At 47.4% G+C, this 15,148-nt stretch carries 14 protein-coding genes; 11 read left to right on the top strand and 3 right to left on the bottom strand.

Going from position 1 to position 15,148, the window contains the following annotated elements:
- Positions 1-122 precede the first annotated feature (122 nt).
- The 3 genes from MKY28_RS20395 to MKY28_RS20385 form a co-directional block, all read right to left on the bottom strand.
- The gene (locus tag MKY28_RS20395) at positions 123-965 is read right to left on the bottom strand and encodes a 1,4-dihydroxy-6-naphthoate synthase (protein ID WP_340936805.1); all 843 of its coding nucleotides are present in this window, start codon (positions 963-965) and stop codon (positions 123-125) included.
- Entirely contained in the window at positions 962-1,864 is a 903-nt protein-coding gene (locus MKY28_RS20390) for a futalosine hydrolase (protein WP_445670904.1), read from the bottom strand. The genes MKY28_RS20395 and MKY28_RS20390 overlap by 4 nt, the downstream gene beginning before the upstream one ends.
- A gap of 561 nt (positions 1,865-2,425) precedes the next feature.
- Positions 2,426-2,581 carry a hypothetical protein gene (locus MKY28_RS20385; protein WP_340936804.1) on the bottom strand — a complete coding sequence of 52 codons (156 nt, stop codon included), beginning with the start codon at positions 2,579-2,581 and terminating at the stop codon, positions 2,426-2,428.
- Between the two features lie 487 nt (positions 2,582-3,068).
- Between MKY28_RS20385 and MKY28_RS20380 the strand changes: the two genes are divergently transcribed.
- The 11 genes from MKY28_RS20380 to MKY28_RS20330 all read left to right on the top strand — a co-directional run bounded on the left by MKY28_RS20380 (position 3,069) and on the right by MKY28_RS20330 (position 15,008).
- On the top strand, positions 3,069-3,458 hold the full coding sequence (locus MKY28_RS20380) for a GntR family transcriptional regulator (RefSeq protein WP_036606399.1): 390 nt from the start codon (positions 3,069-3,071) through the stop codon (positions 3,456-3,458).
- Positions 3,451-4,353 carry an ABC transporter ATP-binding protein gene (locus tag MKY28_RS20375; protein WP_036606401.1) on the top strand — a complete coding sequence of 301 codons (903 nt, stop codon included), beginning with the start codon at positions 3,451-3,453 and terminating at the stop codon, positions 4,351-4,353. The genes MKY28_RS20380 and MKY28_RS20375 overlap by 8 nt, the downstream gene beginning before the upstream one ends.
- Positions 4,328-6,382: a hypothetical protein gene (locus tag MKY28_RS20370; protein WP_340936803.1), complete on the top strand. Its 2,055-nt coding sequence runs from the start codon at positions 4,328-4,330 to the stop codon at positions 6,380-6,382. Before MKY28_RS20375 ends, MKY28_RS20370 begins: the two co-directional genes overlap by 26 nt.
- A gap of 286 nt (positions 6,383-6,668) precedes the next feature.
- Positions 6,669-7,772 (top strand): hypothetical protein, encoded by a 1,104-nt coding sequence (locus tag MKY28_RS20365; RefSeq protein ID WP_340936801.1) that lies wholly within the window; start codon positions 6,669-6,671, stop codon positions 7,770-7,772.
- A gap of 92 nt (positions 7,773-7,864) precedes the next feature.
- Positions 7,865-8,878, top strand: coding sequence for an alpha/beta hydrolase (locus MKY28_RS20360; protein ID WP_340936799.1), 1,014 nt, complete (start codon positions 7,865-7,867; stop codon positions 8,876-8,878).
- A 52-nt stretch (positions 8,879-8,930) separates the two neighbouring features.
- Complete coding sequence (nikR, locus tag MKY28_RS20355) at positions 8,931-9,467, top strand: nickel-responsive transcriptional regulator NikR (RefSeq protein WP_338707909.1); 537 nt, start codon at positions 8,931-8,933, stop codon at positions 9,465-9,467.
- A 286-nt stretch (positions 9,468-9,753) separates the two neighbouring features.
- Positions 9,754-11,412, top strand: coding sequence for an ABC transporter substrate-binding protein (locus MKY28_RS20350; RefSeq protein ID WP_340936797.1), 1,659 nt, complete (start codon positions 9,754-9,756; stop codon positions 11,410-11,412).
- A 42-nt stretch (positions 11,413-11,454) separates the two neighbouring features.
- Positions 11,455-12,450, top strand: coding sequence for an ABC transporter permease (locus MKY28_RS20345; RefSeq protein WP_047841855.1), 996 nt, complete (start codon positions 11,455-11,457; stop codon positions 12,448-12,450).
- Complete coding sequence (locus MKY28_RS20340) at positions 12,447-13,454, top strand: ABC transporter permease (RefSeq protein WP_340936796.1); 1,008 nt, start codon at positions 12,447-12,449, stop codon at positions 13,452-13,454. Before MKY28_RS20345 ends, MKY28_RS20340 begins: the two co-directional genes overlap by 4 nt.
- Before the next feature lie 2 nt (positions 13,455-13,456).
- Positions 13,457-14,413, top strand: coding sequence for an ABC transporter ATP-binding protein (locus tag MKY28_RS20335; protein WP_340936795.1), 957 nt, complete (start codon positions 13,457-13,459; stop codon positions 14,411-14,413).
- Positions 14,403-15,008 carry an ABC transporter ATP-binding protein gene (locus tag MKY28_RS20330; protein WP_340936794.1) on the top strand — a complete coding sequence of 202 codons (606 nt, stop codon included), beginning with the start codon at positions 14,403-14,405 and terminating at the stop codon, positions 15,006-15,008. The genes MKY28_RS20335 and MKY28_RS20330 overlap by 11 nt, the downstream gene beginning before the upstream one ends.
- The last annotated feature ends 140 nt before the right edge of the window (positions 15,009-15,148 follow it).

Here is a 15,148-nt window from a genome sequence, read left to right as displayed (position 1 = left end):
TTCTAGCCGAATACGGTGTCTGAGATTCTTTAGAATTCTCATACCACGTTATTCGGCTAAATAAGATGTGCTGTGTTCTTTAGATATAGAGCGAAGAGAAACTAAATCAAATTAAATCAAAGTTAGATTCGCAACAGATCAAGATCGAACTCAGGAACGAGTCCTTCTTTCATGGCGCGGCCAAGCAGTGCAGTGATTGCACCGTAACCATCATCACCCAGGTTGGCGCTGAACTCGTTAACGTACAGGCCGATATGTTGTGCAGCTACATCAGGGTCCATTTCTTGCGCATGTTCCATAACGTATGCTCTCGACTCATCCGGGTGCGCCCATGCATATTCAACGGAGGCGCGTGCCCATCCGGCGAGGGCGTGAGCATCCATGTCGCGACGTGCGATGATCGCCCCAAGTGGAATTGGTAGGCCTGTGTCGCTTTCCCACCAGTTCCCGAGATCTGTCATTAGTTTGAGATCATAATTCTGGTACGTGAAGCGTGCTTCATGGATGACAAGTCCGGCATCGATCTTGCCGTCACGAACAGCAGGCATGATCTGGTCGAATGGCATGACAACAATTTCGCCTACGCCGCCAGGAACATTTTGCGCTGCCCACAGACGGAATAACATATATGCTGTCGAGCGCTCGCTTGGTACAGCAACCCGTCGTCCAGACAGATATGCTGGATCGGTTGTGCCGTTTGCGGTCAGAACCAAAGGACCACAGCCTCTGCCAAGTGCGCCTCCAGCAGGAAGCAGAGCATAGTCAGATAACACGTATGGCAGTGCTGCATAAGATATTTTCATCACTTCAGGTGTGTCGGGTCCATCCGGATTTGCTGCCAGACCATTGGTAATATCAATATCAGCATAACGGACATCCAGCTTAGGTGCGCCCGGGATTAACCCGTGCACCCACGCGTGAAAGATAAATGTATCGTTTGGACAAGGGGAAAATGCAATTTTCATGATGTAATAACCTCCCGTAAAATGGAACTTGCGGCCTGGAGCGCATCGAGGGCGTCCTTGATGCGCCAAGCGTCGCGGTCGCGTGGACCGACCGCGTTGGATATGGCCCGCAGTTCAAGTGCTGGCACGCCGAACTGCTGGGCAGCTGTTGCCACGCCGAAGCCTTCCATACCTTCGGCGGCGGCATCCGGCACGCGGCGCAATAGCTCCGCGGCCGTCTCCGCTGTTCCGGTCGCCGTGGACACGGTGACCGCAGTGCCTCCGCTGACAGCGAGCCCAGCCCGCTGCAGCTCATGGCGCAGGCGAGCGGCAAGCTCCGCGTCCGCCGCCACAATGGACGAGCCGAATCCAAGCTCGTCCACACTAAGGAAGCCGTCTGGCGTCTGTGAGCCCAGATCGGCAGCAACCATGGCGTCGGCTACTACGAGGGAGCCGACGTCTGCCCGGCCGGGGAACCCGCCGCCGATGCCGGCACTGATCACCAGCATGTAGGCTGGTGATCCGGCTCCGGCAAGGGGCCCCGGCCCATCCGATGTGGCAGATGCCTGTGCCACATCGGATGGGCTTGGCGCGGTGGAACCCTGCGCCAACGCCCTAGTGCTCGCAGCCGCTACGGCATATGCCAATATTGCGGCTGTTCCTGCTGCGGCCGAGGCTGGGCCAACGCCCGCAGCGATGACGTCAAATCGTTCCGCGGCCATGTCTCCCAAACCACGGAGGACCGCATCTTTCTCCGCATCAACCGCGGTTACAATTAACACACGTTGTGATGAATTTGCTTGTACCGGACTAGTAACTGAAGTCGTTGTTGCCCCGCTTAATTCTCCCTGTTGGTCACTAGTCTCGAATGAGGCGTTCGCTTTATTATTCTGATCTTTGTCCTGTCTATGTTCATTCATCTCGGATTCTCCTTATGAGGTATTAGAAGTGTAACATATGCCTCCATAGTATCTTTCTTACAGCAAGTTTTAAGTACACTTCTTAGGGTTACTACTTACTTCTATATTTTCGTGTAAATGTATAGTTCAGCTTATATAAATGGAATTCGGGCATATATTTGTCCACTACAAAAGGACATTTATCTTGATTTTGTCTTTCAAAGAGTGGACACTTTTTCTAAAAAGATACTATATCCATCCATGAATATAAAACACTACATATAGATGTTTTTAGATATAAAACTAAAAATGATCTATATGTAGAATATCAATTCCGAAGTGCTTTCTCATGTCCGTGTTCACCCTTTGAAAGACATATCTACAATATGTATGCTCAGTGCGGACAGCTCGAGTTGGCCCTCCAAACGAACAGATAAACGATTGAAAAGGCTGGAGTCTGCCCCCGACCCATCCAACGCGAATCATATATAGCCTTAGGATTTTAGACCAACAATCCAAATGAAAAACTGGCCGGGTCTACACCCGATCCCAATATAGTAGCTCATTTGTGCAAACCCGAATTTAAAGCGAATGAACAGTTTTGCTAACTCTGATATAGCCGCCCACTTTACGGCCTACCGTTTGTGCAGACAATAGATCAATAACGCAACACAACACATCTAACGCATAACAGAACGAACAACCAATCAGATTAAACGCGCACAAAATAGTAATCAAGATACACTGATTGTCGAACACTTCATCTCCATCATAACGGAAGGGGAAAGACCTGAACAACATTTGCATGTAATTCTGTCAAAAGCGGTCAAGCAAAGGTTGCGGGTAGCCGTCTCACTTCGAGTAGCCACATCTAGCCACATCGCTTCAGATAGCCGTTTTGCCTCACCCCATGTGAACGCCACCCTGATCGAGCCCCGTCGTAAGCCAGAATGAACCTGCTTCCCCAAATTATATATGTCATTTAAACCATATAACCTATCTTTATTAACGTACTCCCAATAAAACAAGAAGTCAAAGTCAACGGTTGACAATTCGTTTTAACTGTATTAATAATAGTAGTACAGTTAATACACCTAAGAGTTGAATACGTACAGCTGTACAGCTTAGGTAATGCCTTTTTACAGCCAGATAACTACACATACACCTCAGATACAGTCATTTAAACCCATAGGTTATTCACACATTTACAGAAAGGAGGTGCGGGATGTTCGAATTAGATGTACGCAGCCGTAAGGCGATCTACGAGCAACTAGTGGACAAAGTCAAAGAAATGATCGTATACGGTATTCTAAAACCCGACGAGCAGCTTCCTTCCGTTCGTGCGTTATCCACGCAGCTGACCGTGAATCCAAATACGATTCAGAAAGCGTATCGTGAGCTTGAACGTGAAGGTTACATTTATTCTTTGCAGGGAAAAGGGAGCTTCGTATCATCGTCAGTGGAACATCCGAATGAAGCCATGAGAGATGAGATCAGAGAGTCTCTGGTGAAGTTGATTGCAGAAGCTTCGTATTCCGGTTTGACCAAAGCGGATATGACGCTTTTGTTTGAGGAAGCGATGGCCCGTATAGAGAAGGAGGAGCCTCATGATTGAGCTGAATCAAGTCGTCAAAGCATTTGAACAGGAAAAGGCAGTGGATGGCGTAACGATGCACATACATAAGGGGTCGATCTATGGTTTGCTCGGTTCCAACGGGGCAGGCAAGACATCGCTGCTCAAAATGATGGCTGGCATTTACCGTCAGGACAGCGGGACTGTTCGTATCGAAGATAATGAGATTTATGAAAATATGGATCTCAAAGGCCGCACAATTTTTATGGCCGATTCGCCGTACTTTTTTCCGCAATCTTCAATAACTCAGATGGCTGCATTTTATCGTTCGGTATATCCGCGCTGGAATGAGGAACGGTTCAAGCAACTGGCTACCGTGTTCAAACTGGATGTAAAACGCAAGCTGCATCGCATGTCCAAAGGCATGCGCCGTCAGGCAGCCGTATGGCTGGGACTTAGCTGTATGCCTGAAGTGCTGCTGATGGATGAGCCGATTGATGGCCTTGACCCGGTCATGCGTCAGCAGATCAAAAACTTGCTGTTCCAGGAAGCAGCTGAGCGTCAAGTAACTATTGTCATCTCGTCCCACAACTTGCGTGAGATCGAAGATCTGTGTGACCATGTGGCGATTATGCACAAAGGCCGAATTATTGTAGAGAAAGATCTCGATGATCTGAAGGCCGATACGCATAAAATCCAGGTTGCTTTCCGCCACCCGGACCATGCGAAAGCCATGGATGAGCAGATTGATATTTTACATGAAGAGAAACGGGGAAGTGTATCCCTGTACATTGTCAAAGGTAACCGACAACAGGTAACGGATCAATTCCGTATACATGATCCGTATCTGCTGGATGTACTGCCTTTGACGCTAGAAGAAATCTTTATTTACGAAATGGAGGACGCAGGGTATGATATTCAACCGATTGTTCTGTAACCGGGGCATCCTGATCCAAAATTTCAGACAGCATGGATGGATAGGCATTTTATTTCTCATCACATTGTTGTTCTCACTTCCGTTATATATTGGAACACAATATATAGAAGTACCTCTGGAAATCACCAGTCTGTTTCAGGCTAATGAAATTCATCTGGTATTTGCGCTGACCTTTCCTGTCGCCATAGCGCTGCTTCTCTTCCGCTATATTCAGACTGGTGCGCCTGCGGACTTATACCACAGTCTGCCCTTACAGCGTAAACATCTGTTAACGATGAATCTGTTGACCGGATATGTCATGATTCTGCTTCCGATCTGGATAACCACCGGGATTACCGGGTGGGTATGGGCGGTGCTCGATCAACCATCCTATATTTTCAGTGGTCATGATATCTGGATGTGGGGCGTGACGATGAGCATCTTCTCATTGTTTATGTTTACCCTGACGGTTGCCGTGGGAATGTGTATAGGCCAATCTATTCTGCAAGGACTTACAGTTTTTGGTCTAATATTAATTCCGGTGATCTTTTGGGGAGTTTATGAGCTTCATTTACAACGTTATTTGCTTGGCTTTACGTACAATAATTCGAGTAAATTTAACATGGAAAAAACATCCCTGCTCTTCCGAATGAGCTCTATGGGTTATTATCCTCCAGAATGGGGGGAATTGGGAATTTATGCAGCTATAACTTGTATACTCTTCGTGTTGTGTTATGTGCTGTATGCGAGAAGACATGTAGAGTCGGCGACACAAGCAATTACGTTCAGGATCGTCAAACCCATCTTCCGTTTTGGATTCATGTTCACATTGGTATTATTAGGAGGTGCCTACTTTACCAGAATTGCTCCTGAAGGATCAGGTGTATGGGGTATCTTTGGTTATCTGCTAGGTGGTGTGGTTGGTTATATTGGTGCTGAGATGATTATACGTAAAACATGGCTCATCTGGAGCAGCAGGTTACTCCCCCGGTTTGCAGTATATGGTATCGTGGCAGGATTAATTTTGTATATCCCTGTAGCCGATTGGAACGGTTACGCTAATAATGTGCCCTCAAAGGAAAATGTACAAATGGTACGACTAGGAGGAGACCATTACATCTATGTGAATGATAAAAGTGTAAAACTGGATGATAGCCCATTTTATTCAGATACTCCGGGTTATGTGGATGCTGTGCTTGCACTGCATCAGAAAATTGTGCACTCCGATCTGCCCTTGCTCGAAAGAGTACGTAATCAGAACAGCGGTCAGAACAGAAGCAACGATGAATATGTATTGATCGACTACCAACTCAATAATGGGAAAACGATGACACGTAGGTATCAGATTCCCGAAGAAGAATTCAGGCAGGAATTAGCAGAGGTGAAACAGTGGGAAGATTATAAATCAACGACTTATGACACCTATGCACTGGATGAAGATGTTCGCAGTATTGGTATTCGATCCAGTCTCAACTCGGAGCGTAAAGTATTCATTAGCGATCCTAAGCTGATTCGTGAATTCAAGAAACTTTTGAAGTCTGAAATACTCAATCAGACATATGAGGACCAGCTATCCTCATGGGAATCGTTCGCTTCGATAGAAATCTATCAGGATTATCTTGATGAAGCATCTTCCAAAGAAAAGCTGGATCGACCGAGCCACAGTGTGAGTTATCAGTTCAAGGCAAGCTATGGCCGCTTGATGGAATGGCTCAAACAGAACAATCTCTATGATCAACTTACGGTATCGGCTGAGGATATGGCTTCTGCCCAATTTGTTAAACAGGAGATTGATAATCCAGGTAAATATAGAATGGTGTATCCTGAGCCTAATTTTGTGGATGTAAATATCGATGGTAACAGACAGGTCGCTACCAAAAATAAAAAAATAATCAGCGATCTGCTACTGCGACAAAGAACCGGTTTTTACACCGATCAGGATACGGTCTACCAAATTAAGCTTAACTCGGTAAGGGGGTCGAACATCTATATGATGTTGAAAGAAGAGGATCTGACCGAGGAAATGAAAGCTATTTTGGTCAATCAATAAGCTGAGCTGTATCAGTTGTTAACTATAAGCGGGAAGGGTTCTCCCGTTGATTGAAAGTTCTATTCAACCAGTGAAACCAGATTTACTTGACCAGACACAGTGAATGGAATATATTAGAAAAAGGAAAGGTTCGAGTGACTCGTTCAATCGAATCTCATATGGAACGGCTTATGAGGGAAGCACCCGTAAGAGCAGGCAAATGCCTGACTTGCGGGTGCTTTTTTGTCGTTCGCTGATTTCGTTGGCTATTCTGCTAAATATTTTAGAAGAAAGGGTGTAGAGACGCATGCAAACAGAAGCATGGAAGGAAACGATAAATGAACAGGAGGCCATGGCATGTTGTTCCCTATTGGAACGATCAAGCTCTCATAACTTCATAGATCACTATGGTTTATTAGAAGAAAAGAAGGGGCGACAGCATAGCGAAGATACAGCTACAGAAGATATAGCTTCAATGGAGATGAGAGACATTCTATTCCCTTCTCCAATAGCAGGTAGCCATAGTCACATGATGGAACAAAGTAACGTCCGGCGTCGTCAATTGCCATCGATGACTCATCTTATTTTCAGATCACGCCTGCTTATAGGGCTTGTAATTCTTTTCAGCGCAGGCACGATCTATTTTGCTTCTTCAGTGGAGGCTGCGGGCATAGATCTTGGCGTAACAGCGCAGAAAGCCTGGGATTCCGTTTTGAATAAAGCCGACGCACAAACCAAGTTAACGTTGAAGCAAGCGTACGAGAAAGTGGGGAACTGGAAGACACAAGAGCAGGCTTGGGAGCAAAAGATAAAGACACTTCATGCCGCCAATACCGCCGAATTGGAGCGATTACGTGTAGAAATAAGACAAACCGATGATGCGAAGGTCGCAGCTCTAGCTGAAAAGGTAAAGCAAACCCAAGCCCGATATGAACCACTATTCGCCCTCTATAGTTCAGTCAATAGACAGTTGGATGCAGCCAAAGCCATCAAAAATAAGGAATGGAGTGCAGCGATCCGCACTCAGGCAGAGACGTTGAGACCCGTTGTGAAACTTGCCAGAGAAGACATCCGGATCAAGAAAAAGGAACTTGCCGAAGCGCGTAAACGGAAGACGACGGAAGTAAAACGTTTACGAGCTATGCTAGCAGGGGCCGACTCCGCGAAGAAACAGATTCAAACGGCTAAAAAACAGGCAAGTCTGGCAAAAGAACGATATTCCAAAGCTCTACAACAGTTCAAACAGAGTACAAAACAAAGCCAAACGTCACGTGTACTCAGCTCATTGAACACCTTGGCGTCTGTAGCAGAGAAGTGGGCAGGAACAAAACAAAGTATTCATACACTGGAGCAAAACGTATCCACTACATATGTGAAAGTCAGACAGGAAATCGCCAAGAGACCCAAATAAGAGGAAACCCGGTCCTCTCTGCAACGTACACAACTTTAGATGTAAAGACGCTTCGATGATGATGGAACGAGGTGGAGCTATTGCAGTCCAAGTTGGAAACGAAACGTACGGGGGCAAAAGGTTTTAAACGTAAACGTTACTGGATTCCCAGCGTTGTACTAATTTTGATCATAGGTTTTATTGGGATTGGTACACAATGGACACCCAAAATAACGGTATTTTTATTAAAATCATTAATTGAAACTGCTAATCCAGACACAAATAGCAAGGACACTACGTTCTCGGATGGGATAACTCGTGTTGCGGATGTACCCTATGCAGACGAAGGGCGTAATGACAGTACGCTGGATATCTATTATCCTTCCGTAACATCGGAACCTTTGCCTGTCGTGTTGTGGGTTCATGGTGGTGGATGGGTCTTGGGTGACAAAAAGGATATCGCAGATTATGCCGTACAATTAGCCAAACAGGGTTACGTTGTGGTCAGTATGAATTATGCGCTCGCACCGGATACGAAATATCCCATTCCCGTGATCCAGACGAATCAGGCTTTGACTTACGTGAAGAACCATGTCAGTGAGTATCACGGTGACCCGGAAAACATATTTCTCGCAGGCAATTCGGCAGGTGCCCAGATTGCAAGTCAGACTGCGGCAGTGGTGACCAATCCATCTCTTGCCAAGCTGATGAATATAACGCCTGCCGCCCAGCCGGAAGAGTTGCGTGGGGTTCTTCTATTCTGTGGTCCATACAATCTAAGCACGGTAGCCAATACAGGCTTTCCACTCATACGGACATTTCTCTGGTCATATACGGGAGTCAAAACATTTGAAGACTATCCACGTCTGCATGAAATGTCGACCGTGCTTCAGGCCACAGCTGAGTATCCACCTGCATTTATTACCTCAGGCAATGATGACCCGTTGACCAGTCAATCGATTGAGCTGGCACAAGTATTGAAGCGCCTTGATGTTGAGGTGGAAACCTTGTTTTTCTCAAACTCATCAGAGAAGCTGGGACATGATTATCAATTTTATCTGGAGAGTGACGCTGGACAACAGGCGATACATTCGACAGTACGATTCATGCAACAGTATAGTCGATGAGCAGACAAGTCTGTGGTACACTCGAAGCAAATGAGGGCGCAGGAGGAGAAGTATGGCAGATAAAGAAGATTTGACCCGGTTCGGGGTGGCGTTTCCTACACCTCTAATTGAGCAGTTTGACCAGTATATTGAGGAACAGGGATATAAAAACCGATCTGAGGCTTTCCGTGATCTTGTTCGCAAAACATTACTTCAACCTTCTGCATTACAATCCGACCAGGATGTGGCAGGCACCATTGTGATGGTCTACGATCACCATATCAGTGATCTTCCCATTCGTTTGATGGAGCTGCAGCACGAGGCGCATCATGACATCATTTCCAATATGCACGTGCACCTGAACCATGACCAATGCCTGGAGGTTATTGCCGTACGAGGGAATCTGGGACGATTGCATCATTTGCATCAACAGATCCAGGTACAAAAAGGTGTTTTGTATGCGGAGCTGTCTGTGACTTATGTAGATGAACTCAACAAACTGGCTCATGCTCAGAGTCATCAGGATGGCAATCCGGATCAAAGTCTGGATCATCACAATCAAGGTGCGGGTCAGCATGGTCACAGTCATCATCATCGCTCTGCGGAGTAAGACAAATACAGGTGTAATTTCTATGAAAATATAGCAAATCTAAAAAAACAGACTATTGGTTAGATGCCAACCGTCTGTTTTTTTTGTTTGTTATAATACCTGACTTTATAGAGCGCTACAAATGCTCAGTTATACAATTTTTTATTTATTAATTCTGAAATATGAAAAAATATGGATTACGGAGTTAACTTTGTTGACATATGATTTGTATTTTGTGCTACAATTTCTCTAAAAAGTAACACGAAAAAAGGGAGTGCAGCACATATTTAGAGGGGGAACGACCAGAATGGGCAGATTTCCATGGAGATGGGGAACGCGAAAAGTTAGAACAAGATTAGGGATCCTGCTTGTGTGTTCTATTGGATTAACCGGTTGTGCGCAGGGGACAGCACCAGCAGCGTCATCAACAGAAAATGGACAACCGGGAACTACCCCAACCAAAGACGAATTGGTGCTGGCTGTGGGCACCGAGCCGGAAGGTGGGTTTGATCCAACAACCGGATGGGGGCAATATGGGTCACCACTTTTCCAGAGTACCTTGCTGAAGAGGGATGCCAAGTTACAACTGGTTAACGATCTGGCTACCGCATATTCAGTTAGTAAAGATGGGCTGTCCTGGACGGTTACGCTTCGGAACGGTGTGAAATTCTCTGATGGGGAACCCCTGACGGCTGAGGATGTAAAATTTACGTTTGAAACAGCTGCCAAGAGTGGGTCCGTGATTGATCTGACCAATATGGCTGATGTACAGGCACCTGATGATAGCACGGTTGTATTCACATTGAAGTCGCCGCAGTCTACATTCATCAGTCTGCTGACGACACTTGGCATTGTGCCTGAACACGCCTATGGGGCTGATTATGCAGAACATCCGGTCGGATCAGGACCGTACAAGCTGGTTCAGTGGGACAAAGGACAACAGGCTATCGTTGAGGCCAATGAAGAATATTACGGTAACAAGTCTGCATTCCACAAACTCACCTTCCTCTATCTGGATGAAGATGCGGCCTACGCCGCTGCGCAGGCAGGTACGGTGGATATCGCTGCTATCCCGGCAGCGTTTAGCAAACAACAGGTGAATGGCATGACATTAGAGGCCGTGAAAACCGTAGATAACCGTGGCATCATGTTCCCTATGCAACCTGTTGGTGCCAAGTCGGGCGAGGGTCTTCCCGCAGGGAATGATGTGACATCTGATCTGGCGATTCGCCAAGCGGTGAATGTTGTGATTGATCGTGAGGCTTTGGTTGAGGGTGTACTGGAAGGGTACGGTCGTCCAGCGTATTCCGTCAGTGATGATCTGCCTTGGAGCAATGCAGAAGCTGTATTTACAGATGCCAGTCTCGAAGAAGCGAAGCGCATTCTGGCATCTGGTGGCTGGGTGGATGCGGATGGTGATGGTATCGTTGAGAAAAACGGCGTTAAGGCCGAGTTCAATCTGCTTTATTTTGCAGGTGATTTAACAAGACAATCTCTGGCGTTAGCTACTGCGGATATGGTTGCCCAGGCGGGAATTAAAATCAATGTTGAAGGCAAAAGCCGTGAAGAGACGAAAAAGATGGCTTACTCCAACGCAGTATTATTTGGTTGGGGCAGTCATGATCCACTGGAGACGTATAACCTCTATAGCAGTACCCACAAGGGAGAAGGATATTACAATGTAGGACTGTACAGTAATCCTGTCGTGGATTCATGGATGGAGAAGGCTCTTCAGGCCACAAGTGAGGAAGAGGCATTGCCGTTCTGGCAGAAAGCAGAATGGGATGGAACAACAGGTTTCAGTTATCAGGGTGATGCGCCATGGGCATGGCTCGTAAATATAGATCATCTGTATCTGGTTACGAATGGACTGAACATTGGTGAGCAGCAGATCCATCCTCATGGTCACGGCTGGCCGGTGACAACCAATCTGGAGGAGTGGTCCTGGGATAACAGCGCGAAATAAGAAGCATAACAGTAGCTTTAGCCTGAATTGGGGAGAGATTGGATGACAGGCAGGAATGGATGGGCGAGATTTGTTGGTTTTAAAATGTTGCGACTTGTATCTCTATTGGTTGGAGTCAGTGTGTTGTCTTTTATATTAATGCAATTCTCTCCTGTTGATCCAATCGAAGCCTACATTGGTGGAGACATGATCAGGGTAAGCGCCGAACAGCGCAGTTTAATCGAAGAACGTTGGGGATTGAATGAATCTCCCGTGGAACGATTACTAACCTGGGGACAAACGCTGATTCAGGGAGATCTGGGGACATCAATGATCTACAGACAACCTGTAGCGGATATTATCCAGGAACGATTCATGAATTCTGTCGCACTTATGGCTGTAGCTTGGATATTATCCGGCATCATTGGTTTCACTCTTGGTGTAGTTGCCGCCATGAGACGGGATTCGAAGCTGGATCGCCTGATCTGTTGGTATTGTTATACGCTGGCTTCCACGCCAGTATTCTGGATTGCGCTGTTGCTGCTGATGGTATTTGGTGTGTGGCTTGGATGGCTTCCGGTTGGGCTTGGAGTACCCGCCGGGATGTCAGCTGATCAGGTTACATGGGGAGATCGGGTTATTCATATGATTTTGCCAGCGTTGACTCTCAGCCTGACCGGGGTAGCCTCTATTGCTTTGCATACCCGGCAGAAGCTCACAGATGTGCTCGAGTCAGATTATATTCTGTTTGCGAGAGCGCGAGGTGAGCGTGGATTTCAGCTGTTCCGTCGACATGGGTTCAGACATGTTGTTTTGCCAGCCATCACGCTGCAGTTTGCTTCGTTCAGTGAACTGTTTGGTGGGGCTGTGCTTGCAGAACAGGTATTTTCATACCCCGGCCTTGGTCAGGCGACGGTTCAGGCGGGGTTGCGTGGAGATGTTCCACTGCTGCTTGGACTTGTGATGTGCAGTGCGATTTTTGTTTTCACAGGTAATATGGTTGCCGACATTCTGTATCGCTTGATTGATCCACGGATGAAGGAGGAGCTGATGTCATGAAACAGACGGTAGAACGCTCCTCCGAGCAGACGGCAGAAACAGCCAAAATACAGAAATTGAAAACTGCGCATCAAGAGGTACGGTACAACATTAATACCGGGTCTCTACAAGCTGAGACTGGAAAAGGAACAAGAACAACACGCCCAACGAGAAAAGATTATACAGCTGCCAGAGACCAAAATTTCCGCAATCCTCGCAAAAGGGCTTTGATCTGGGGGAGCCTCGCGGTGATGTGGATTGTCATCATATGGTTGACGGGAAGACTGCTTCCCGCTGGTTCTACGCTGACTTCACTAATGGATCGAAATTTGGCTCCAACCTGGGCGCATCCATTTGGCACAGATTGGCTCGGAAGAGATATGTTCATGCGTACGTTAAAAGGATTGGCAACCAGCATTCAAGTGGGATTGCTTGCTGCATGTGGTGGCGGATTGATCGCACTGCTGTTCGGTTTGGCTGCCGCTTCAAGCAAGGCTGCTGACCGGGTAATCTCATGGATTATCGACCTGTTCTTGAGTGTACCTCATCTGGTATCGCTAGTTATGCTGGCCTTTGTATTCGGTGGAGGTTTGGCAGGAGTGGCGGCAGCGATTGCGCTGACGCACTGGCCGAATCTTGCCCGGATTGTACGAGCGGAGATGATTCAACTGAAATCCGCAGAATATATTCAGATTTCACATAAGTTGGGTCAAACACGGTTACAGATTGCGGTGCAGCATATGCTGCCACATCTGGTTCCACAACTGTTCGTGGGCGTACTGCTAATCTTTCCCCATGCGATTCTGCACGAGGCAGCCATCACGTTTCTGGGGCTGGGGTTGTCCCCGCAACAACCGGCAATTGGAATTATTTTGTCAGAGTCGATGAGATATTTATCTGCTGGCATGTGGTGGCTCGCCTTTTTCCCGGGACTGGCATTGTTGCTGGTTGTTCGTGCGTTTGATGTATTGGGAAACAGTCTGAAGACATTGACGGGTACAGGTAGTTCAAGGGAGGTGAGGTAAATATGGCTCTGCTTGATATTGAGGGAGTGTCGGTGTCATTTCGGCGCGCTCGTGGTTGGTTTGGGCACGAACAGACTTATGTCATTCAGAATCTGGATCTTTCCATAAACGAGGGCGAGATCGTGGCTGTTGTAGGCGCAAGTGGATCGGGTAAAAGTGTGCTGGCGCAGGCTATCATGGGCATTCTGCCTGCCAATGCCAGGTTAGAGGGACGTATTAGCTATAATAGCGAGCCTTTAACCCCAGAGCGGCAGCTTCATCTGCGTGGAGATGAACTGGTGTTGATTCCACAATCCGTCAGTTATTTGGACCCGCTGATGAAGGTGGGAAGACAAGTTCAGCCGGTAACCCTGGATTTGGGAAGGAAGAGCCGCTTCATAGCTCGATCCCATATGAAAAAGACGGAGCAGGAGCTGACGGATCGTTATCATCTTCCTCAAGGAACAGCCGGGAAATACCCGTTTGAGTTGTCTGGAGGTATGGCAAGGCGGGTATTGATGGCTACAGCGACCTCAGGTCAGCCCAAGCTGATCATTGCAGATGAGCCGACACCAGGCATTCATCCCGAAGTGCTGGCCGAGACGATGAAGCAATTTCGCGAGCTTGCAAATGAAGGCGTAGGTATCCTGTGGATCACCCATGATGTCACGACAGCCCTGATGGCAGCCGATCGTATCGCTGTATTTTATGCGGGGACCAATGTAGAGGCGGCGCAGGTGGATGATTTTAAAGGGAATGGAGAACGTCTGCGTCATCCATATACAAAAGCGCTCTGGAATGCGTTGCCGCAGAACGGATTTCAGCCACTCCCAGGCTCCCAGCCGTTGGCAGGTCAAGAGATCACGACAGGATGTTCATTTGCTCCCCGATGTAATGCATTAACCACTGTATGTACCCGCGAACGTCCAGAACTTCGTAAGGTACGAGGCGGAGAAGTGAGGTGTTTCCATGTCACTTGAAGCACGGGACGTGAGTTACCGTTATGATCCGAAATCGTGGGTGTTCCAGCAGATGAATATGCAGGTGAAACAAGGCGAAGTCGTTGGCTTGTGGGGACCAAGTGGCTGTGGAAAAACAAGCCTTGGACGCATCCTTGCAGGATATGCCGAACCTGTGGCAGGACAAGTCCTTTTGGATGGGAAACCACTCCCACGTACAGGAGTATTTCCGGTTCAACTGGTATTCCAGCATCCGGAGAAAGCTGTGAATCCACGCTGGCGAATGCGCCGCGTGTTGCAGGAGGCGTCTGTGCAGGATGAACAGTTGCTCGAAGCATTGGGTATTCAGCAAGCCTGGTTGGACCGTAGGCCGAGTGAATTATCCGGTGGAGAACTGCAACGTTTCTGTGTGGCGCGGGCACTTGGTACAGCGACACGTTACGTGATCGCAGATGAGATGACAACGATGCTGGATGCCATCACTCAGGCACAGATCTGGCATACCGTGATGGAAGTGGCTCGCCAGCGTGATCTGGGATTACTGATCATAAGCCATGATCGGGATTTGCTGAACAGGTTGTGCGACAGAATTACACCGATGCCGATATCGATGTGACTGTAATTTTAATTATGTTTTGAATAAATAAAATGATCGAATACAAAGGGGTGCCCCTTGTGAAGTCATTGACCATGAATATGAGTCATGGACTTGACTACGGGGCACCCCTTTTTCTATTTTGACAAATATCCACCATT

It is taken from the genome of Paenibacillus sp. FSL R5-0473, from assembly GCF_038004565.1.
Lineage (GTDB): Bacteria > Bacillota > Bacilli > Paenibacillales > Paenibacillaceae > Paenibacillus > Paenibacillus amylolyticus.
The sequence above is the reverse complement of the archived record's forward strand: the minus strand, read 5'-3'. Positions and strand labels throughout refer to the sequence as shown.